This is a genomic window from Flavobacterium psychrotrophum, assembly GCF_003403075.1.
GTDB lineage: Bacteria > Bacteroidota > Bacteroidia > Flavobacteriales > Flavobacteriaceae > Flavobacterium > Flavobacterium psychrotrophum.
The window spans coordinates 199,412-222,552 of record NZ_CP031557.1; the positions used below are offsets into that span (position 1 = coordinate 199,412).

The 23,141-nt window shown below is 36.2% G+C and carries 15 protein-coding genes; 5 read left to right on the plus strand and 10 right to left on the minus strand.

From position 1 onward, the window contains the following. Nucleotides 1-10: 10 nt before the first annotated feature. The 3 genes from DYH63_RS00885 to DYH63_RS00895 are packed head-to-tail and all read right to left on the minus strand — an operon-like array spanning nt 11 to nt 6,116. Nucleotides 11-2,578: an N-6 DNA methylase gene (locus DYH63_RS00885; RefSeq protein ID WP_116787003.1), complete on the minus strand. Its 2,568-nt coding sequence runs from the start codon at nt 2,576-2,578 to the stop codon at nt 11-13. Beyond that, complete coding sequence (locus tag DYH63_RS00890; RefSeq protein WP_116787004.1) at nt 2,578-3,585, minus strand: hypothetical protein; 1,008 nt, start codon at nt 3,583-3,585, stop codon at nt 2,578-2,580. The genes DYH63_RS00885 and DYH63_RS00890 overlap by 1 nt, the downstream gene beginning before the upstream one ends. Nucleotides 3,586-3,587: 2 nt before the next feature. Beyond that, a complete protein-coding gene (locus DYH63_RS00895) occupies nt 3,588-6,116 on the minus strand; it encodes a DEAD/DEAH box helicase family protein (protein WP_205528272.1) in 2,529 nt (842 codons plus the stop codon). Nucleotides 6,117-6,612: 496 nt separating this feature from the next. On the opposite strand from DYH63_RS00895, the gene DYH63_RS00900 reads away from it, so the two are divergent. Continuing rightward, on the plus strand, nt 6,613-7,530 hold the full coding sequence (locus DYH63_RS00900; RefSeq protein WP_116787005.1) for a hypothetical protein: 918 nt from the start codon (nt 6,613-6,615) through the stop codon (nt 7,528-7,530). Between the two features lie 71 nt (nt 7,531-7,601). Further along, on the plus strand, nt 7,602-12,488 hold the full coding sequence (locus tag DYH63_RS00905) for an NACHT domain-containing protein (RefSeq protein WP_116787006.1): 4,887 nt from the start codon (nt 7,602-7,604) through the stop codon (nt 12,486-12,488). Between the two features lie 243 nt (nt 12,489-12,731). On the opposite strand, the gene DYH63_RS00910 is transcribed toward DYH63_RS00905, so the two are convergent. The 4 genes from DYH63_RS00910 to mobA all read right to left on the minus strand — a co-directional run bounded on the left by DYH63_RS00910 (nt 12,732) and on the right by mobA (nt 16,421). Then, the gene (locus DYH63_RS00910; RefSeq protein ID WP_116787007.1) at nt 12,732-14,255 is read right to left on the minus strand and encodes a recombinase family protein; all 1,524 of its coding nucleotides are present in this window, start codon (nt 14,253-14,255) and stop codon (nt 12,732-12,734) included. Next, nucleotides 14,239-14,439, minus strand: a complete 201-nt coding sequence (locus DYH63_RS00915; RefSeq protein ID WP_116787008.1) for a hypothetical protein — start codon at nt 14,437-14,439, stop codon at nt 14,239-14,241. Before DYH63_RS00915 ends, DYH63_RS00910 begins: the two co-directional genes overlap by 17 nt. A gap of 266 nt (nt 14,440-14,705) precedes the next feature. Further along, complete coding sequence (gene mobB / locus DYH63_RS00920) at nt 14,706-15,986, minus strand: conjugal transfer protein MobB (protein ID WP_116787009.1); 1,281 nt, start codon at nt 15,984-15,986, stop codon at nt 14,706-14,708. 3 nt (nt 15,987-15,989) lie between these two features. Then, complete coding sequence (gene mobA, locus DYH63_RS00925) at nt 15,990-16,421, minus strand: conjugal transfer protein MobA (protein ID WP_116787010.1); 432 nt, start codon at nt 16,419-16,421, stop codon at nt 15,990-15,992. Nucleotides 16,422-16,478: 57 nt separating this feature from the next. Between mobA and DYH63_RS21200 the strand changes: the two genes are divergently transcribed. Further along, nucleotides 16,479-16,739, plus strand: a complete 261-nt coding sequence (locus tag DYH63_RS21200; RefSeq protein WP_162926879.1) for a hypothetical protein — start codon at nt 16,479-16,481, stop codon at nt 16,737-16,739. A gap of 156 nt (nt 16,740-16,895) precedes the next feature. Here DYH63_RS21200 and DYH63_RS00930 read toward each other — a convergent pair whose 3' ends face one another. Beyond that, on the minus strand, nt 16,896-18,131 hold the full coding sequence (locus DYH63_RS00930) for an IS110 family RNA-guided transposase (protein WP_116787011.1): 1,236 nt from the start codon (nt 18,129-18,131) through the stop codon (nt 16,896-16,898). 202 nt (nt 18,132-18,333) lie between these two features. On the opposite strand from DYH63_RS00930, the gene DYH63_RS00935 reads away from it, so the two are divergent. Further along, nucleotides 18,334-19,377: a DUF932 domain-containing protein gene (locus DYH63_RS00935; protein WP_116787012.1), complete on the plus strand. Its 1,044-nt coding sequence runs from the start codon at nt 18,334-18,336 to the stop codon at nt 19,375-19,377. A 1,067-nt stretch (nt 19,378-20,444) separates the two neighbouring features. On the opposite strand, the gene DYH63_RS00945 is transcribed toward DYH63_RS00935, so the two are convergent. Both DYH63_RS00945 and DYH63_RS00950 read right to left on the minus strand, forming a co-directional pair. After that, nucleotides 20,445-20,795: a hypothetical protein gene (locus tag DYH63_RS00945; protein ID WP_116787014.1), complete on the minus strand. Its 351-nt coding sequence runs from the start codon at nt 20,793-20,795 to the stop codon at nt 20,445-20,447. A gap of 26 nt (nt 20,796-20,821) precedes the next feature. Then, nucleotides 20,822-22,519, minus strand: coding sequence for a hypothetical protein (locus DYH63_RS00950; RefSeq protein WP_116787015.1), 1,698 nt, complete (start codon nt 22,517-22,519; stop codon nt 20,822-20,824). Between the two features lie 170 nt (nt 22,520-22,689). Here DYH63_RS00950 and DYH63_RS00955 point away from each other — a divergent pair, with 170 nt between their 5' ends. Further along, nucleotides 22,690-23,079 (plus strand): helix-turn-helix domain-containing protein, encoded by a 390-nt coding sequence (locus DYH63_RS00955; RefSeq protein WP_116787016.1) that lies wholly within the window; start codon nt 22,690-22,692, stop codon nt 23,077-23,079. Nucleotides 23,080-23,141: the final 62 nt, after the last annotated feature.

The following is a 23,141-nucleotide window of genomic DNA, read 5'->3' on the forward strand; positions in this document are numbered from 1 at the left end:
GATTTACAGGTTATTGTTTTATTAACTTCTCGACTAACCCCAACTTCTCAATCAATTCCATCATTTTCTTCGTCCTTGCCTCCGTAAATTTATCAGCTTTGGTTTTAAAACCATTTTGATTAATTTCCCAGTCTTTCATCACTTGGTAAACTATCTTTAAATCAGTACTTTGTTTATCTAGAATAACTTTTGAAACCGTATTCAACAATTCGATGTTCTCAGTTTCTTTATTGATTAATGGAGTTTGGTATATCTTTAAAACCTCATTGATTGCATCAACAAAATCTTTGTTTTCAGGAGTTGTAAGCGCTTCTAAAACTTCACTTTCTTTTGAGCTGGTAACCACAAATACTTCACCGTTACCTTTCTTAGTTTTGGTCAAATATGGATTCTTTAATAAGTCATCTTTCAACTGATAAGAATAGGTTCCATAGTTTGAATTCATAAAAGGATAATCCAGTTTTTGATTTGTGAAGGTATTCAAATGAAATACTGTTTTTTGAGTAACTACTTCTCCATAATTAAGTTGTATTTTCTTTTCCATATGTTTAAGCATCATGGCTAAATAAATATCATTACTTAACTTTTTCGGTATAACTTTTTTCTCCTTTTCTCCCCAAACCTTTCCAATACGACTATTTATTTTTTGCTTATAGTCAATAATTAATTTTTTTTGCCTTTCGATTTCATTTTGATAGATTTCAATTTCAGCAACAATTTCTTCCTGAACAGTAAGCGGTGGCAGTGGAATTTCTAATGTTCTAAAACTTGTTGTCGAAAGTTCTTTAAAAGTTCCTCCTGTAGCCATTGAATTCATTTTATCAACAAGTTTAGTCATCATTAAAGCCACATAATAGATATTAGCCTTATTAAAATCATTAATTATAATATTTTTGAAGCCTTGATTTGTTGAGCATTCTACCTTATTTATAGCAATTCTGCCTATTGTGGCTCGTGTAGAAACGAGTATAGAGTTACAAGGCAAAATCTTTGCAGAAGAATTTTTTAAACCACTTTGAGTAATCTTTCTTTTAGTTTCTGTGATAGTTGAAATCATTTCTGACGAAGGTAAATCCGCTAAAGTTGCCCAATTTATTGTGCCATTCCAAAATTCTTCAATTTCTGAGCTCGGTGTTCCTCCCGAAATAATTTTAAAAATTGATTCATCGGATAATTTTACCATAGGGAAAGTTGAATCTGAAAAAAATATCTTTTTATATCTTTCTCCACTCAAATTATAATCACCACTTTTACCAATTTCCGTTTTACTTACTGCTTGGGCTAAAGTTGTATTTTCAAACGATTTTGCATTCAGAGAATTTTCTCTAAAAGTTTTTATTATTTCAATGGCTGCTTCCAATTGTCCACCTTTAACGGCGTTGCGTTGTGAACCTAAACCATAACCGTCATTGTCTATTTTTACAAATAAAACATCTTTGGTTTTCTTAGCTAAATCTGCATCCATCAATAAAATGGAAGTTTTTACGCCACTGTAAGGGTTAAATACACCTGCTGGCAAACTTACTACAGCGTATAAAAATTTATCAACCAGCATTTTCCGTAAAGCTTTATAAGCAGTGCCGCTTTGAAAAATAATACCTTCGGGTACTATGATTCCCGCTCTTCCTTTTGGATTTAGATGTTCCGCAATATAATCTACAAACAATACTTCACTTCGGTTACTGCTAATCCCAAATTTCTTGTGTGGTCTTATACCACCTTTAGGACTCATAAAAGGCGGGTTGGCTAATACTACGTCAAATGTTTCATCCCAACGTTCTTCACTACTTAAGGTGTCATATTCAAAAACATGAGGTTCAGGGAAACCATGTAAATACAGATTCACCAAACTCAAGCGCACCATATCCGGGGAAATATCATATCCTACAAAGTTTTTAACTAGTTTCTTCTGTTCATCGGGTGTTAGGATATTATTGTTTTGTTCCTTGATATGTTTAAAGGCAGAAATCAAAAATCCAGCAGTTCCGCAAGCAGGATCGAGTATAGTATCTGTCTTGCAAGGATTTACCGCTGCAACTAAAAAATCAATTATATGTCTTGGAGTTCTAAACTGTCCTGCATCGCCTTGGGATCCCATTACAGACAGCAAATATTCGAAGGCATCTCCTAGTTTTTCGCTATGGGTATATTCAAATTCACTTATAGTCTTTAGAAACATTTTTAAAGTTTCCGGATCGCGGTAAGGTAAATAGGCATTCTTAAAAATACTGGCAAACAATTCGGGTATGTTTGGGTTTTTCACCATCCCTTCAATTGCTTCCGAATACAATTTTAGCATTTCAGTAGCACTTACTTTACTGTCAAAAAGATTGTCCCAGCTATATTTTCCAAACGGTACTACTATTTCTCTTTTAGAGTCGTTTGGATCTGGTAAAGAATAATCAGAAAAGAATTTTGCCTTTCCTCCTAGTTCCATTGCTTCTTTATCCATGTCGTCCATGAACTTATAAATAAGCGCGATGGTAATCTGTTCAATCTGCGATTTTGGATCAGGTAATTTCCCTACCAAGATATTACGGCAATCGTCAATTCTTCTTTTTGTTATGTTATCTAACATTATAATTTTAAATCTAAGTCCTTAAAAATGGGTTTATTATTCTGAAAAGTATAAACAAGTTGTTCAATGTTTAACTTTTTTAATGACTGAATTAAGTTTTTATTGAGCTTCTCAGGAACTACGAATAGTAGTTTCGGTTTTGGCTCAATTCTAGAATTATTAACCATTAGCTGACCAACGGCAGTAAAAATAACTTGTGAGTTGATAGCGGTTTTTATTTCAAATACATGAGTTATCTTAGGGACTTTATTATATAGGTATAAGTCTCTTTGCTGATCGTTGGCTACCATGAATCCCTTTTCTATCAGTTGTTCCTTAAGTCCGTTTGCTACTAGCCCGTGATTACAAATGGAGGTGATAACGTTGCTTTCATAAACATATTCTTTCGTTCCGGAGAACTCCTCATTATAGGTGGTTTTTAATTTTTCTAATGGACTCGCAATAGTCTTAGCCGATGCAGTACCACTGACAATTTCCTTTTTTATACGATCTACTTCTTCTACGAATAGTTTAATTTGTTGAGGTAGAGTAGGACTGTTCAGTTTTCCAATTTCAGTATATTTTCCTGATAATTCAACTGAGGGAAAATCCTTAAATTCACCGATATATTTTTCTTGAAAGGGAACTTTACCGACTCCGATCCTTCCACCGCCTATTTTTCCACTGTGCAGTAATATGTTTTCCCCGGCGTCCTTCATCCATACAGCTGCCACTCGTTTATTTATTCCCTCAACAGGGTAATTGATCTCACATACAATATTGGACAATTTGTTTTCTTTTGGCTTACCGGTTCCAAAAGCATTCCAATATCTAGCTCCAGATCTTCCTTCTGAAATAGTAAAGTACCACCACATATTCAATTCTTCCGAATAAAAGGCAGTAACCCGTAAACTATTACCCTTATGACCTGTTAAAACGGTTATCTCTTCAGTTGCATATCGACTTAAAGATGACTCCAATTTTTGTTGTAGTCTTTTTATTTCAGCTTTATTAGTGATTATGTTCATAATTAAGCCGCGAAGTCCTCTAATTTAATATAATCATTAATATAAACAGGAATCACTTCTCTATACTTGGTGGCCACATCTTTAAATTGAGAAATAGTTAGCGTAGGATGCGTTTGCAAAGCATGGAAGTCTTTTGTTTCGATAATTTTCCGAATATCTTGATCTACGATATATGCTTTAAAAAAATATTGTAGCGCCCTAATGTTTACATCTTCTTCAGGTGGGAATATAGAAATGAACTTATCGAATTCTTCGTCTAGCATTTCATCCTTTGATTTGAATTTTGGTATGATGCCAAATATTTTCTCTACCATTTCACGGATAGAAACCTTACGGTCTATTTTCGTAGCTTTTCGTAGCTTTTCAATATTAAAATACTCATCCGGTTTGTCCAATATCTCATTTTGAATATGACTTAAAACTAGTTCCCAGTTTCCTAGTTCAACATTTTTTTTGATAATATTATCCATTACAATTCTATCTTCAAATTTTTGAAATAGCATTCGGTCAATCTTCATTCCATCAAGTCCGATTGGAGTTTCTTCCATTACCACCAAAAGGTCCTCAAGATCACTAATATATTTGTCAATGATGATAGTTCCATCAGAATCTATAACTGTTCTATCTTTTGGCTTCGGTAATTTTATAACTTCATCATAATCGAACCTCTCTTCAAAATATTCACAATTTGCAAAGAAGTCAAAAAGTTTAAAATTCTTTTTATCGTGTTGAATGATCTCTTCTTCATTCAGTTCATTTTTGAATTTATGTGAGTAAGTGTTTTTACGAGTTCCGCGTCCTTTAATCTGTACAAAATCAGATGGACTAAATATTGGTCGCATCAAACAAATATTTAATAAATCGGGGCAGTCATAACCTGTGGTCATCATCCCAACAGTAACGCAAACTCTAGTTTTACTAGTTTTATATCCGTCTAACCAATTGGATCTTCCATTTAAATTATTGTTGGAAAAATTAGTGGTCATTTGTTGTGCATCTCCAACTTGAGAGGTTACCTGAACTGCAAAGTCAGAACTATATCTGTTAGGAAATTTTTGTTCCGCCAACTCGTTTAATAATTCAGTAATTTTTCGTGCATGATTTTGACTTACTGCAAAAATAATTGTTTTTCCAATTTCATTAGTAATTGGATCACGTAGAGCATTATCTAAAAAGGTCTTGCAAAAAACACTATTTGTTTCTTGAGAAAAAAATCTTTTTTCAAAGTCTCTGGATACAAAAATTTCTGTTTCTTCGTCTTCGACGGAATTAAGCACTATTGCATAACCTTCATCAGACAAAAGCTTGGTTGTAATTTCAGTTCGTGCATCTACAACTATTGGATTTCTTAAATAATCATCCTTAACACCGTTTAAAAGAGTATAGCGAAATGTTGGATCGCCACTCTCACAACCAAAGGTTGTGTATGTATCTCGCAACATTCTTCTTTCAATTTCTCTTGGATCATTCTGCCTTACCCTCTCAATATCAACACCTTTAAGGTAATCTTTTGGAGTAGCTGTCAATCCCAATTTATATCCGTTAAAATATTCAAATACGGCTCTTGAGTTACCAGAAACGGAACGATGTGACTCATCAGAAATTATAAAATCAAAATCCGTAGGTTTAAAAAGATCACGATATTTGTTATTAAATAATAATGATTGGATAGTTGTGACAATAATATCCGCCTTATGCCAATCTGATTTATGCTGTTTAAAAATATAAGTTGTATAATCCGGTTTCAAGTAATTTCTAAAATCCTTCAGCGCTTGATCTTCTAATTCGATTCTATCCACTAAAAACAAAACACGTTTAGCATTTTGAGTACGGAGAAATAATTTTATAACTGCCGCGGAAGTTAATGTTTTTCCCGTACCTGTGGCCATTTCAAATAGAAAACGGTCTTTCCCATCTGTTACCGCTTTTTGAAGTACTTTTACCGCATTTAACTGATAGTAACGTAAAAAGCGTAGTCCATAAGCCCAAATAAACTCACTGCTATCCCCAATATTTCCTCTCCATCCAGGTCTTTCAGCATAGTCAGGCATCTGTATTGAAGCTATATAATCGATTTCTACACTTTCTGTAGCTAAGGAATTTCTATCTGGATTCCAATTTTTAATGGCTCCGATTTCATTAGGCGATGGAAACTTATAAATCGGTTTAGGATTTCCTTTTTTCAAATCCCATAGATAATGAACAATTCCGTTGGAGAGAATTATGTATTGAGCTCCAACAGTATTAGCATATTTCCTTGCTTGCTCTTTCGCGATCAGTGGATGAAGCCGCTCTTTTTTTGCTTCTAAAACGCAAATAGGCTTATTATTACTGTCAAGAAGAAGAAAATCCAATGATCCTCCTTTTACTTTTTCATAATCATTACCCCATTCATCAATATCACTATGAGTTATCTTGACATGATTTTCCAACACTATATTTGAAGTACCTTGCTCAGTGTCAAAGAATCGCCATCCTGCTTCATTAAGCAATTGGTTTATTTTGATTCTTGCATGAGCTTCGTTCTTCATATTTAAAATGTTGTTATGAGAATAATTACGTTTCAAACCTAATGCTTTTAATTCACTCCTACAATTATTATAATCAAATAGTCTATAGTTTTCAATACCTATATATACTGAATCTGAGATCCCGAATATAAAGGCAATTATAAGACATTCTCATCAGGACTAGCAAGCCTTTATACGTTTCAAAATCTATTTTTAACTGGAGTGTCACCGGTAAGGAATTCGATGCAAAAAGCTTGAAGATCACAGATTTAATAAGTATCTCTGATATAACTAACTTTTTAGATATACTTATGAAAGTAGAAATAATTATGAGCAGCGCAGGGATTTAATACACATTTTAAAAAGCGCAAACGAAAAAAGGACTAAGATAAGAACAAGTAACAAAAGTGAAGTTTATTTATATTATAATAACAATAGTTTTTAAAGTATTTCATTTCCTATTATTTAAAAATGAAATACTTTATAAATATATTTACGCTAAGAAAGCCAAATTTCAATGACAAATAGAGAAGCGCTAAAAAGACTGGAAGAAATATCGTTACAACTTCACGAAGTTGATTACAATTACATTATGGAACTTTTAAAAAATTCCGTTAGAAAGATTCCCATACCCCTAGCGAAACTGCATCAATACGCTACCGTAGACCGCGCAAGAAAGAATATTGGAAACGATCTTTTTACAAGCGCAGACCAATTAACTTATATCAAAGACCAAAACGTAATTGACAATTACTTAACGGAATTTGGAAGGGCAAATAAACCTCATGAACCTATGTTCTACGGTGCTATAAAATCGTCAGTTTTGGATAAACCCCGGGCGACGGCAATTGCTGAAACTTCAAAATTATTTCAGGATCCAGAAGGTCACAATCTTGAAGGGGAACTTTACACCATTAGCCGTTGGGAGAATAAATCAGAAATTATAGTTGTTGAAGTGGTATTTGCTGCTGAAGCAATAAAAATAAATCCAGACATAAAAAAAGCCTTTGAGAAACAGACGGAATTTGCAAAAGAAGCCGGAGCAGATGACTTAGAATTCTATACTGATTTTTTAATATTTATAAGTGAACAGTTTGCGAGAAAAACAAAATCCCATAATGATTATAAAATAGCCGCTGCTTACACTGAGCTAGTCTTACAACATCCGGATGTGAGAGGTGTTATGTTCCCTAGTGTTCAAACTGGATACATGGGGGTTAACATTGTTTTTCCCCCTAATGTGGTTGACCATAATTTGGAATTACTATTTGCGACAACTCATAAGCTTTATAAAAGTCAGCAAAAGACGCTTATATCTAACCATATGAAGTGTCTGAATGCGCAACAGAATCCTGAAAATTTAGAGTGGCAAAATACTGAACAACAATATCTAACCAAGGAAGAATATATCAAGGAGTATTTCAAAATACAATAATTACTAATATCAAAGGACTTAACATACAAATACTTAGTTACTATTATTTAAACCGACCAATAAAAATTTTTATGATAAATATTAATTATTTACATACGCCTGTAGAAAATTATATCGAGCCTCCTATTGAAACCAATTTACAAGAACTTCCATTAGAAAAATTATCATGGGAGGATTTTGAGAAATTGTGTTTATCTGTAGTCCAACTAGATTTTTCCATAGATGATTGTGAGATTTACGGCATCAAAGGACAAGCACAAGGAGGAATCGACATTTTTGCCCGTAAAGCAAGCGGAAACTACAGTAGTTACCAGTGTAAAAGGTATCAAAAATTTGAGGTTGATGATCTAGAAAAAGCCGTGGGGTATTTTAGGACACAAAAATTCTTTTCTCAGAGTAACGATTTTTATTTGTGTACTTCCTGCGAATGGAATAAAACACAGATTCAGGATAAGTTCGAGGAACTTAAAACAGAATTGGAAAAAGACGGGATTACCTTACATAAATGGGACAAAATGCAACTATCGAGACACTTAAAAAATCATCCACAAATCGTTTTTGATTTTTTTGGATCTGCATGGGTAAAAAAATTCAATGGTGAGCCCGCACTTCAAGAGATTTCGAAATCCAAGAAATTTGATGCATTTAAAATGCGTAATTATCGAAAAGAACTTTATATCTTCTATTCGACGATTTTTAATCTACAAGATCCGGGTATTCCTATTAAAGAATTAAATCACCCTTATACAATCCAAGACCGATTCATTCTTCCGGATATTTTTTCTACAGTCGACAATGCACAATGGGAAAATGTAGCCGAAAATTCTAATGATTCTGATTCTAATAATAGTTTCGAATTAGACCAGTATAATTATGATGATGAAAGATATGATGAAGTTAGAATTCTCTCACGGTTTAAAAAAAGTAAAATTGATGAATCTTTAGATTCAAGTAGAATTGATATTAGAATAAAAATCGATGATGCATTAATTGAAAGTAACAAAAATATAATTATCGGTGATCCTGGAGCAGGAAAAAGTACACTGTTGAGATATCTGGTTTTAGATATATTGAGCACAAATCCAAAGTTGGCGAATATCTCTCAGCAGTATGGAAAGCTCCTACCAATTTGGTTGCCATTTGCTTTTATAACGAAACACCTTAGTCAGGATGACACTCTAAGTATTTCTGAAATACTCAAGCTTTGGTTTAAAGGTAATGGTAAAGAATATCTTTATGATCTTGCCAAAGATGCTCTCGACGATGAGCGCCTTTTCTTGGTTATTGACGGCATAGACGAATGGAATAGTATCTCGTCTGCTCAACTTGCTATCAAAAGAATAGAGATTACAAGAGATTTGTTTGACTGTAAAATACTCTATTCTAGCAGGCCATACGGCTTTAAATTATTAAAAGATTACTTTACAAATCTTAAAGTATTAAACTTAGCCGGCTTCTCTAGAGCGCAACAAAAAGAGTTTATTGAAAGATGGCATAACAAATGGGCTTCACTACAAAACAGTATCACCGATGAAAATTTTTCTAAAAGACAATCTGAGGGTTTTATAAGAGAGTTAAATCAGGCCGGTGATTTAAGCAAATTGGCCGAAACACCATTGTTGCTGAGTATTCTAATAATTCAAAAAATGCGAGATTCGGTCTTGCCAAGAAATAAATTAGATGCGCTTAAAGAAATCACTCAGTATTTAATTAATAAGCACCCTGCGAAACGAGTGATGGATGCAGGAATCGTGCAAAACATCAACGAAGACATAGACTTTAAAGAAATATTCTGCGAATTGGCAAAATATATTCAAGTACAGAGCAACGATGGTGTAGTGCCAAAGATTGAGGCGCAGAAAGCAATTGAAAATTATTTGACAACGTACACAGATTATGATCGAGCCAAAGCAAAATTAAAGAGTAAGGAGCTAATCGACGTAGGGGCGAATAATTTTGGCATCATAATAGAAAAGTCAACGGATGAAATCGCATTTAGCCACAAACAATTTCAGGAATTTTTGGCTGCACAATTTTTATTTGAATCAGATGAAGAATACACCAATAATTTTATCAGAGAATATGGAGCTAATACTTCATTTCATCAGGTAGTTGTTAATTTATTTGGACTCATTCCTCAAAAGCAAGTAAAAAAATATGGCAGTTTCTTTGAGTCACTTAAAAGTAGTAATCATAAAATATATGAAAAGAATTACTTGACTCTGATTTCTTATGAAATAGCTATAAATATTGAAAACGCGCCCACAGAAATAATAAAAAATGGATTTGATTCTATTACGAAAGATTTTATCTATGAAACAGATTCTTCTTTTAAGGAAGCTCTGTTGAGACGCATATTGGCAACACTTCAAAATGGACGACTTGCAGAAAGAACTCAGGATTTTCTCAATCAATTCTTCCCCTATGAAGTAAGATATAAAGATAATAGGATTGTCTTATTAAGAAATCTGGAAACCTTACTACCAGAACAGATTGAATTTTTAAAAATTGGACTAATTAACGGAACTATACAGGTAAAATATGATGTGTCTAATGCTTTGAAAAAACACATTAAGTCAGATGGTATTTTTAGTTTTATGTATGATCTGATTCTAAATTGCCGTAATTCGGAAATCTTAGCGTTTGCAATAAATAGTATAATTGCCAGCGATTTAGAAAAGGAAAAACTTGATACAGCGCTAAATTATATAATTGACTCATCTCCAGAAGTACAGTTATTTCTCCATAAATATAAAATTTTCCATAAGGAACATTCTGAAGATGATTTAGAAAGTGTCTTATATGCTGTAAATAATGTACCCTACCAATTAAAAGATGAGGCAATTGATCTATTAATCGACGGATATGCAAGAAGTAAGATTTTGAAAAATAAACTACTAAAATCTGTTCGAAGTGAAGAAAGATATGGCAAAGGTATTATTGACAGAGAAATAGCCTGGAAAGTTTTGTTCCACTGTTTCAACAACGATAAGCAAATTATTGCTCAGGTCAATAAAGAATTTGAAAATGAGTTCCCTTTTATTAACGCCGAGAGACATGATATGTTTCGGCATTTGCCATTCTACTTTAAGGGCAAGAAAGATCAAATGCCTGCTGTAAGCGAATGGTTGTCTAAAAAAATGAATAAATATAATCACATAGATAATGAAATAGCATTTGTAGGTATGTTCATTAATACTGAGGAAATGAAGAAACGTATTCTTAGTGATTTGCCAAAATCGGGAATTTCACACTGGCATTTAATGGCTTTGCTAGAAGGATGGCCTGGTGATCACGACATCAAATTAAAGCTAAAAGAATACTTTAGGACTTCATCTCCTAATAACACAGCGGCGGCGGCACATTTTGTTCCAAAAGTTTTTGATATAAATGAGAAAAAAGAAGCGATTGAAATCTTAGAAAAAATTGTATTTACTGGAAAAGCCTATTTTAGAGAACGTGCGATTGCTCCGCTAATAGAACTCGATAGTAAATATTTTGAAGAAAATATTCTAAGTAAACTTTTACAAGAAATCCATTTAATCCCGCAAGATGTTTTTGGATCCTATAACATCGCTATTGAAGAAATAGCTAAGAATTATAGTTCTAATCCAGATGTAAAATCATTCATATTTAAAGAGATTGATAAAAATAAAGATATTTTTATCATTGCCAGTCAGTATTATAAGGATTTAGATAAAGGGTTTAAGCAGTTAAAAAAATCTCTTCCTTTGCCAAATGAACTTCGATTATTAATAATATACGAGGTTAACGATTTACCTTCTTTTCCTTCTAAAATAGCTTACAATTTCGGTTCCTTCTCCGAAGAAGGCGATCATGAAATAAAAGCTGATATGGCGATATCTTTGTTTAATCATATCAAGGAAACTGACCCTGATAAAATAGTCAGCTTAAGTCGACCATTAGTATTTGGGCGTGGCTTTGATCACGAGATACAACGTAACATTGCCTTTATGGGTTTTTTGATTTCAAAAAAATTGGATGAGTATTTTTTGTTGGAAAATGATGATAGCACTACTAAAGAAAAAGCTCGACCTGTTGATATTTTTTATGGGCATAGGTTACACAGAAGTACAAGTACATTGATAATAAAATCGATTATTGAAAATTTTGATTATTTTATATCGATAGTCCAGAAAGATTTCAAGATAATGTTCAAACACCCAGGTTCAAGAAACATGGAAGAAACTTGGGGATTTTTCGCTCAGCAATCGGTCAAATCTTCACCGTCCTATCATTATATCATGGAATATATTTCTGAAAATGCTGACGCTATTAAGGATAAAAATCTGATAAATTTTTTAAGCAGAACAGCCCCTGAAAGTTCAATTTTGAGAAGTATCCTTATACGCTTACTAGAGGATTCAAATCATAGTAATCAGATCTTAGCGGGGAAATTATTAGGATTAAATTTTAAAAATGATAATTATGTTTACAAGATTGTTAGCAATATCAATGATTATATGCATATTCATCAGGGTAGGATAATGGCACTTTGTAATGGGTGGCCAAATGATTTGAAACTGAAAAAAATATTTGACAAACTCGTTGGTAAAAAGATCTACACGACTTACGAAGTTAATTTTAGTTTAAAATTTTTATTTAGAGATATAGATAACCTTGTTGATTTCTTAAATGATGCTCTTTTAAATCCAAATGAGGTTTATGGTTATCACAGATACTTTATAATTCCTTTAATTGACAGACTAAGAAAAGATGGGACATTTAAAGCAAAAATAAAGGAGCTTTTACTTGGTAGTAAATCTGTAAACGAAAAAGTTTCATATTATAATATGCTTTCCCATGTTAACATGATCGATGAAGAATTACGATCGTGGAAAAGTGAGGTCTCAGATTTCTATGACGATTATGGATATGATATTATCTCTAACAAACGGGTCTGCTTGAAGGATATTCTTTATGACTATTATTATTAATTTTAAGTTGAGCAAATTGTTGATAGTAAATTGTATACAGGATTTAAATTTCATTTTAAAATGTTACTAATAATAGTATCTTTGTAAAAGATATGGTATTGAATTATCTATGTTTTCTGATTTTAGAGCAGGCAATGTTTTAAAGGATTTAAGGTGAATTGTGGCAATTTCATGGCAATAATGCTTTTGGAAATTTAAAAAATACAGCAATGACGCGGGTCTGACTGGTAAAGTTCGAATCCCTCATCGCCCACTTTGAGGGATAGTCGAAAGATTATCCCTTTTTTTATTGTATATCAAGTACCCCTTTTCCTCCATTTTACTGGCATTGTGAGATAAAAGGTCGAGCATCGTAGGTGTTCGATAGATACCCTCCTGATAGTACAAATTGCCGTCGAACACCTTGTTTACAAACTCACGTTTCTGCAATGTTGTAGCCTTGTCATAGATATAACGCACATCGCTCAGCATACCAAGATTGTTATCCAGTAGTTCAAAAGCTTTATCCGGATTTATACTCAACCGCTCAACGGCCGCTGTAAGGCTCAATATGTGGTCGCTGTAGGTTGAATACCACCTGTCGTAAGTATCTTTGTTTATTTCGTCTTTAAACCATTTTTCCTCGACAGCGTGTAAGCGTTGCTTTACCTCTTCCAGTTCACGTTTCTTCTCAACGGCTTTTTTCCTGTTGTTTTTCATTTCCTCTTCAATAGAAGTATAACAGTCATTTCGGATTTCTTTTATTTTCTTTTCAGGGATGCTCATAAGGTTACAGGCATTCAGGAATTGTTCATGTGCTTTAATAGCACTAATGTTATTGTGTTTTGAATGCTTGCATTTGTAGTAGTAAAAGTATTTGCCTGATTTACCCCTTGATGGTGCTCCCGTAAGCGGTACGCCACAATGGCATTTTACTACGCCACGTAATGGTATTTCATCATCGACAACGACTTTAACCTTGTCCGCTTTTTTCATTTTGGATTGTACCATCTGCCAAGTCGCTTTATCGACGATAGGCTCATGTACGGCTGGGAAAAGCCCTCCCGGTAAATCTTTGAACGGTTCAACCCGTACAAGCCCCGCATAAACAGGATTTACCAATACACGGTCCACAGCCATATTCCCTTTTCTGTCAAACCCCAATTTGTAGGCTGCTTCTTTGATTTTATACAGTGGGACATCCCGCAGGAACATATCATAGATTTGGCGCACGACTTTTGCTTCAAGTTCATTTACTTCGAGGTGACGTTGTTTACCTTCCCCAACTTTTACATAGCCAAAAGGTTTTTCACGGGTAAGGAAACGCCCTTCTTTTGCACGGGCTGTATACAGGCCACCACGCACTTTTATACTGCGGTTAATGTTATCCTCTTCGGCAAGCAGTAATTGTAGGCCTGCCCTGAAGAAACTACCGGGGGTGTCGTAGTCGAAGATTATGCCTTCGGTAACGCTAATGATTTGTATACTGTATTTTCTTTGGAACTGCTTTACCATGTTCATGGCTTCACCTGCATCACGGCTGAAACGGTCAAGCTGGTCAACTAGCAGATAGTCTACCGATTTGTAGTGCTTGGCTATAAAGGCTTGTAATTTTATGAAGTCCGGGCGGTCAAAAGTCTTGGCACTTTTACCCCTGTCGATAAAGGTATCCACCAGTTGAATGTTGTTGTATTGCAGGTATTGGTCAGTATACATTTCCTGCCTTTCAATAGAACCGTTGCTTTGCCCAAGTTGGCTAAACCTTAAATACCTAATCGCCCTCTTCATATAATTGTTTTAGTGTCATAGAGACAATGATGTCAACCATCAAATTTACGAAATCCCGTTCTTTATGTTGCTCAATTTCAGTGTTAATATCATGTATTTTACCGGGAGTTAACTGTGGATTTTCGGAAAATCCATATAATGATTTTCCGAAAATCGTAACTTTTTTCTGTTTTTGTCCTTTCATATTTCACCTCCATTTCTTATAACGCCATTACGGTTTAAGTAACATTATATTCAATGTAGGCATCTATTTTATTGACTATGACTAATAGACTAAGTATGGAATAGTATGACTTTCTTTGTCATAATTATAAACCAGATTAAACTAAAAGGCACTCCCTTCCTCTGTCGGGAAAGCCTTCTAGTTCTAGTTCGGTATTGCCAATTTACAGTTATGCTCCTTCGTCGCTCCGCTGTAAAACGGCAGGGTGTTCTCGTGAGATAGTCCGGCTATCTCCTCAATCCTTTTGATTTCTTTTTCATTTGCCATGCAAATGCTTCCTCTTCATAATCTTCGCCTTTCGTTTGTGGCAGCAAACCGCCAAAAATATCCGCCATATCGTTGGCAGCTTCCGAGAGGTTTGGATTTATACTTTCATTTTCTGAAGCAGTGATATTTCCAACTACAGGATGAGTATTGACTAATTTTTCATTAGCTTCATTTTTTAACTGAATTTCCGGTTTGTTACCGTTATTCCACCAGTCGTTGAAAACGCCTGCGCTAAGGTTTTTAGAAAGCTGCGACCCGTTCAATACCGAACGGGATTTATGGTCAATGAATGTAATGCCGTATATTCGGTTATCGGCTGTACGACGGACAACCGTATTGATACCCGCTTCTTTCAAACGTGCTTTAAACTCATTTTCATTTTTGGTTGCCAATATTGCCTTTTCAATGCTAACTTTGAGTGCTGACCTGCTTGGGCTTTTTTGCAGTTGCATTTTAGATGTTGAAAAATGCGATTGTAGTTCAATATAACTCGCACCTTTTCCGAACAGTGAAGCCTTGAATGGATTGCTTGCCTTTTCTCCTTTTTCATTTAGTGCGAAATAGACCAGCCCCTGCCGGGCTGTCCCGTTGTACAGTCCTTTGACTTCTTCAGCGGTGATGTTGAACAATGATAGTAGCGCGTTATAAGTGCCGAGTGTGGTGTATTGGTAGTATTTGGGCAGATAGCGGATAACCGAGGCCATCTGGCTTTTGATATCACCTGCTTTATAGTTGACTGGCTTAAAAATAGGTTCGGTTCGGTTTTGCTTCTTTTCAACAGCATTTTTCAGGTTGTACTTTCGTTCGAGTTCCCTACAAGCTGCCATAGATTTTCGTTTTTCAAAAGCATCGGAGATTTTCCTTCCCTCTTCGTCCACACAAACTGTTACAATATGGATATGGCTGCGCTCAATATCATTGTGTTTGAATACTATGAACGGCTGCTTGCCATAGCCCATTTTTTCCATGTAATCCTTAGCAATAGATTTATAGTCGTTGCTGCTTACCTGGTCATCAGGATCTGGATTGAGTGAGATATGTACCACCGGCTTTTCTGTTTTCCGGTTGGCGACAAGGTATGCCTGGAATGAGTTCGAGATTTGTGGAATAGTAAACGAGCCGTCCAGTGATTCTATGATTTTCTGGCCTGCCAATACCGTTGCGGTATTAGCCTTTACTTTATCCATATTGTAGGATAAGGCTCCAAACAAACTTTTACCCCTACCGATTTTCGCTACCATAGCTTACTTATTCAGATGGTTCACTTCAAATTCAGTGGTAAGTTCAATAATCTTTTTACTAACGGCAACAAATTCAATGGTTTGCTTTTCCAATTTATATAAAGCTGCTGCGGCTTTCTTCTCGGTAAAGTTGTTATAAAGCATTTTAATTAACTGGTTGTAATTGACACCAATGGCGCGGAACTGTGCGAACAGTCCCGTTAGTTTTACATGGTAGTCCATTGCGGCCTTGTCAATTTTTACAGTGGTAATGGTCTTTTGGAAAATACAGGCAGTAATAAAATGGGCCATGACGTTCATGCCCGATTGCTCAAACAAGGTCAAAAACTTTGCATTTTCAGCAGCTGTCAGGCTGATGGAATAGCGGAAGGTAGCACGGTCATCTTTAGGATGCCTGCCGCCTTTATGCTTTTTATGTGTGCTATTATCGTCCACCTTTTATCCCTTTTTATTTTTTTGCCAGTATCGGAATGAAGATACTAATTGCTTTCATTGAAAATCGCTTCCGGCGATTTATGGCATTGGTTGGCTTTGATAGGTTTAGAAAAGAAACTTTTCCCTAGTAAACCGATAAAAGCAAGCGAAGGTATTGCTGTCAATCCAAAAAAAGACAAAAGACTACGGCATAATGGCTTTGCTCGCTCACTCACAAACCCACCCCTTGGGACTTATTCCGTTTCCTTTTGCTTTTTCCGTATTGCCTGCACCTTGTTATTGCTTTCTTTTTTCGGTTTTCTTCTGAAAAAAAATTAATTGAAAGAAAGATGTTCTTTGACATAAACACATTAATAAAAACGCCTGAAGGTAATATTTTCTTCTGCGTGCTCTTGGCAACAACTGTTTGTACATGGCGCTTGAGGTCAATTTCTTTGTCGGGGTTGTACTATACACCACCAATAAACCACGACCTTATTGGATATTAGGGATTTCAATATCTACCCCTAAGTCCTTTAATTTGTCTATGTATGACTGTATCTGTTTTTGCTTTTTCCGAGAGTCAAGATATTCATATCCTAAATCCTGATACGGGACTTTGTCCCTGATGATGTAATATGCTGCATTAAGCATTTTATGTCCTACTGCGATTAATGCCCGCTTTTTGCCACGTCTGCCTATTAAACTTTCATATTTTTTCTTTAGGTAGCTGTTTTTAACATGAGAGGCAGCCCAGGCACACTCGACTAAAATTGGTTTGATGTATTGATTGCCTTGGTTAGTTCTTGAAGAGCGGCTTTTGCCGGCACTCTCATTATTGCCCGGGCATATTCCAGCCCATGATGCAAGGTGATTAACCGTTGGAAAACGACTCATGTCAACTCCAATTTCCGACAACAACATCGTAGCACTAATTTGATTGAGTCCTGGCATAGTCTTTAATAATTCTAACTCAGTACCATATGGCTGTGATAATTGGAGTAGCTGGCTATCAACCGATTCAATTTTTAACAGAGTGTTATAAAGATTGGTTCGAATAGCATTTAGCATGTATTTATGATTATCTGTGAGTACTCCCTGAAGAGATTCATACAGTATTTCTCTTTTCTTTTTGATTCTTCCATGGCATAGAGATAAAAGGAGATTAAAGTCATCAACTCCATCAATGAGCGCATTAATTAATAGGGTTCCAGATTTACCAAAAATGTCACTGATAACATTGCTCAGTTTGAAATTTGCATCCTGTAATATTTTCTCAAAGCGATTGCGGTCAGCTGCTGCATTTTGAACCAATTTCTTACGGTAACGGGTAAGGTCTCGCATATCCCGGATATCTTTTGGTGGGATGAAACTTGCTTTCAAAAGGCCGCTGATTAGAAGTTTAGCAAGCCATCGACTATCTTTCTTATCGGTTTTATGGCCCGGTACGTTCTTTACATGGCGGGCATTGACTAAGATTACCTCAAAATCCTGCTCAAGAATATTGTAGACCGGTTTCCAATAAATCCCGGTACTTTCTATTGCCATATGAGTAATATTTAAGGAAATGAGCCAATCTCTCAAGGAGCGTAAACTATTCGTGTAGGTTGTGAAAGAACGTGTCTCAACAGTTATACCTACTCCCATTACAGTAACTACGACTGTATCGCGATGTACATCCATACCACATCCACGCTCAATAACTTGGGGAAAATTTACTTGTGCCTTCATAGTCTCAATATTTGATACACTAAAGTACTGAGATATGCGATGCCTTTTTCATGCCTGTTGGTGACTCTAAAAAAATGTGTTTAGTCATGAGAATTTCTTTTGGGAAAAAGTTATGCGGAGCGCAAGCGTAGCAGGACTGTATCAGATTAGAGAACTGGAAGGAGATACAAAACGATTGTATCATTATTAAATTCAAAAAATTATGGCACATAATTTAAATTTCAACACAGCGACAGGACAGCACGCATTTATGAGCGTAAAGCAGCCCGCATGGCACGGGCTTGGGCAGATAGTACAAGACTACCCGACAAGCCGCGAAGCCATAGCATTTGCAGGCCTGGACTACGAAGTGGCCAAAGCCCCGATTTTCGCTAAGGGTGCAGGCAATTTTGAGAGTTTTCCAATCCCTGACCAGTTCGCCACAATGCGCACCGATACCAAAGCCGTGTTTGGCGTGGTGGGCAAGGACTACCAAATTGTACAGAATGTGGATGCGTTCGCCTTTTTCGATGCCATTGTCGGCGGTGGCGAGGGCATACTTTACGAAACCGCAGGAGCACTTGGTAATGGGGAACGCATATTTATTACGGCAAAGCTACCCGGCTATATTCGTGTGGGTAACGGGGACGATGTAACACAGAAATATATTTTCCTGACCACCTCCCACGATGGCAGCGGTTCAATTATGGCAGCGTTTACGCCTGTAAGGGTTGTTTGTTCAAACACATTAAATGCAGCGATGAAAACCGCCACCAATGTGGTGCGCATTCGCCACACCGCAGGGGCTAAAGAACGTTTGGAGCAAGCGCATAAAGTTATGGGCGTTGCCGATAACCTATCTTTACAGTTAGAGGGCATTTTTAACGAGTGGGCTAATGTGCGCATTGAAGATAAGCAGGTGAAACAACTCATACAGTTGGCACTTTGCCCGAACAAAGAAACCTACAACCTTTTAAAGAAAGGGGCTACCGAGGAACTTTCAACCATGTATAAAAATGCCTGTGAGGCTGCCTTTGAGTACGCTATGGCAGACGATACCCAAAGCCTTGTAACCACCAAAGGCACTTTGTTTGGCGCATACAATGCCGTTACGGGCTACTACCAAAATGTACGCAGCTTTAAGACGGATGAAGATAAACTTAAAAGTATCTGTTTGGGCGGTACGGCTCAGGCACGGGGGCAAAAAGCCTTTGACCTCTGCGGGGATTTTGCCAAAAGCGGAGCAGCTGCCCTGCAATTCAATTAAACCGAATGACTACAGCCCTGAAAATCGGGGCTGCTTTTTTTATACATACCTACATACCTATTCATATATGTATGTAGGTATGTATTTACCTATGTAGATACATAGGTAGTTAGGTATGTGTAGTAATACACAGGTATATGTGTAACTACGTCTTTACGTAAATACGTAAAGACGTAAATACGTGTGTACGTACCTACATAGATACACATTTACTTAGGTACATATTTAGCTACGTAGCTAAATATGTACCTACCGCTGGCAATACGACTGTACAGAAATGCAGCTGGCTGGCTCGCCAGCTTTACAGCAGCCCAACATATGTACATCTAATAAGCAGACAGGCTGTTTAACATTAACCCTGACAAGCGCGCCAGCTGTTGAGCCAATATTATAGCATGCTTTGATTCTCTGTAAGCTGCTACGGGTTATAAAAGATGTTTGATAAATGAATTTTCGGGCGGGCAGCCATCAGGGCTGCCGACCTATATTGGTTCTTGGTAGGATATGTTCTTTTTTTACCTTATTACCATATTGTTTTACATTTTACTTGTAAAGCGCACTCCTTAGAAAGAAGCTTTTTGGTAAAATTGGAAGAAGGTAATATACCCGCTTTACCGCTTTTATACTTGTAAAAGCTTATAGTTTTATTACCTACTTCCAAGCCACCAGGTTAGTTATATAACCTGTAAATTTACCTGCTTTATATCCGGGAAGTAAACCAAGTAATGAGATACTGAATTTACGGTGGGCAGCCTACAGGGCTGCCATCAATGAGTAATCTCAATTATTTTATTGAATTTTATTACTACATTTTCCTTGTGGAAAAAATGATTTGTTCCGGACAAAAGAAAAAGGGCTTAATGCCCTTTCCGATTTTAAAACTATTTCTGAAATATTGCCGCGTGGCAATTGCAAGTTGTGTCTTGAGCTGCTTGAAATCCTTCAGCAGCTTAAAACAACTTGCCCTTGCGCAGGGGGCTAAAAAATCTCCGGAGTCGATTTTTGATGTGAGTCGCCAAACTTTTACTGTGATTTATTGCTTTACTTTTCATTAGACAAAATACCTTCTAGCTTTTGCTTTTTTTCAACTCTTCTAGTTTCAAATTGAGTCGATGGCAGTTGTCCAAAACCTCAGATTCATTCAAGGGTAATAGTTGGGATGCTATTCTCAAAACACTTATAACATGGTAACCTGGCTCTGCTATCTCGCCTGAATTAGTGTCTCCATCGTGATACATTGCGTGCATGGAAATCTTTAGTAGGTCTGAAACCGTATACATCAAGTCACTATAGCTGTCAAAATGCAGCCGGGCTTCAAAGCTGTCATCACCTGTATCCTCTGTTAATGTGGTAAACATCCACATTCTGGTCTCTGCATTAACGAACTTTTTTATCGCTTTTTTTCTTTCTTTTTTCATGGTAACTTTCTTTTTAAGATGTTTCTTTAATCATTAATTTGGACAGTAATTTGTTCCAGTCTTTCCAATTCTTTGTTACCTATCACCAGTATCTTGTCGTGAAAATCCTTGGCTTTTTTAAACAGTTTGCTGCTGTCCTCAATAGTTTCCTGTCCGATATTTTTATGTTTGAGCATATCAATGTTGGCAGAGAGAAGTTGACTAAGCCTTCGATCTTCTTCTGAATTGGTAAATAATTTTGGTAGTTTCGGTATGCAATCCAATAGCCTTATTAAGTAATTAGTGGAATATATATTTGGGTGGTAGCCCATAAAAAGGTCAATTAATCCCACAGTCATCTGCTGCACCGCCTGTTGCATTAGGACATTAAGAATAATCGGTTGTTCTGTATGAACCAGTGCAAGAAATACCTCTGCCAAGCGCATGCGGTTATCCCAATAGTTTTTACTAAAGGCTAAATCCCTGTCAGCTGCCACGGGTATTTCGTGGAAGGGATGGTCGGGATTGTTGTACCCTTCATGTCCATTGCGTACTACAGCATTGATAAAATGCTTTTGGTTTGCAGCCTGGTTGCGCAGGTACCGCACCCTATGTTGCAGGATGGTCACGGTATATTTTCCGTTAAACTTCTTTTTAATCAAAGCCTGTAATTCCGGTACGATATTTTGCCGGTGTTCACTATTTAAAACCAGCAGGTAAAAATGATAGACTGGTAGTTCTTTGCTGAATACTCTTTGCTTTTTATTGGAACTGGTAACCGAATACCCAAAGCAGTAGACGGCTCGGACTTTTACAAAGCCTCTGATAATTTCTGAAATTTCGACAAGCGCGCTGTCTACAAAATAATTTGTAGACAGCTTCTCTTTAAGTATCGAAGCACCGCCATTTAGGGACTGATTAAACCCTTTAAATTTTGATTTCGTACCTGCCAAATACCGGTAATAATAGTTTTCGAGTTCTGCATATAGATGCTGGTATTTTGCTTCAGCTTGTTCAAGAACTGATTTTTCTACAGGCTCGATAGGATGCTTTTTGATAGAACTATTGTAGGCTGCTTGAAGTGGAATCAATATTTTTTCTCCATCCTTGGTTTGAACATCCAGTATATCCGTTAGTTCAGGCGCATAATGATTGGTTATGTCATACACATAATCAAACTCCGGATATTCATAATACTCTTCAAGGTAGCCGGTAAAGAAAGCAGCAAAGCACGTGTAGACACTCCAAATGGCACTGTACAGTGAAACCGCAGCATTCTCATTCTCGTTATTTGAGATATGTGTTTGGTAGGCTTCAAACTGCCTTGTCGCACTGTTAAGGTCATCGGTAGATTGTTTATTGACCCCTTTTAACAGTCTTTCAACATTAGTATATTGAGGGAGAAAGACTTTACCTTTGGGTTCATAGTATACCAATTCAGACAATGAGCAGTGCATTAAAAGGAAAGGGCTTCCTTTTTTAAATCCTGTTCGGGCAATCTTTTCATCTAAAAACCTGAATATCGTATTGGGATTCTCCCTTGCCAGCTTCTCAGAGAACCGTTCCAACATTATACCGTGCTGCTTGCAATCCTTTTTTAGTATGGTTGTTACTATTGCAGGCTGTCCGGTTTTACAACTCACATATATACTGCCTGCGTCAATAAATGTGAGCAGGCCGTATAGCATCTTTTCCAATTGCTCCCGCATTGGAATACGATCCGGTATCCTTATTTGATAGTCCATAAAACATAATTTTGCTGTGAAACATCAGTGAAAAAGCTTATTTTTGCTTATACACAGCAAGTAACGACCTCATGGTAGCGTACCGAACCATAGCGGATTGTATCTTACCGGTTACGGCTTGTGTTTTACCAATCGAATATTTCTTACAGAATTTTGAATACCTTTGAGTTATGAGCACAGCAACTAAAAACCACATAGGAAGAAAAATCAGCCGTATCCGTGAATTACGTGATATGAAACAGGAAGCATTAGCCCAGGCTTTAGGTATTAGCCAACAGGCAGTTTCCGCTATTGAAAATAGTGAAACGGTTGAAGATGCTAAGCTTGAAGAAATAGCTAAGGCTTTGGGAGTTACTGCTGAAGGTATTAAGAATTTCTCTGAAGAAACTATTCTAAACATAATCTCTAATACTTTTACTAGCAACGATAGTTCAACTATTAACGCTATCAATGTACAGCCAACTTTTAATCCAATGGATAAAGTTGTTGAGCTTTATGAAAGATTGGTGCAGGCTGAAAAGGATAAGGTAGCTTACTTGGAAAAGATTTTGAATAGATAATATTTAGTAGTAATAAAAAAGGCCATCGTGATTAGATGGCATTTTTATTACTATAGAAATGT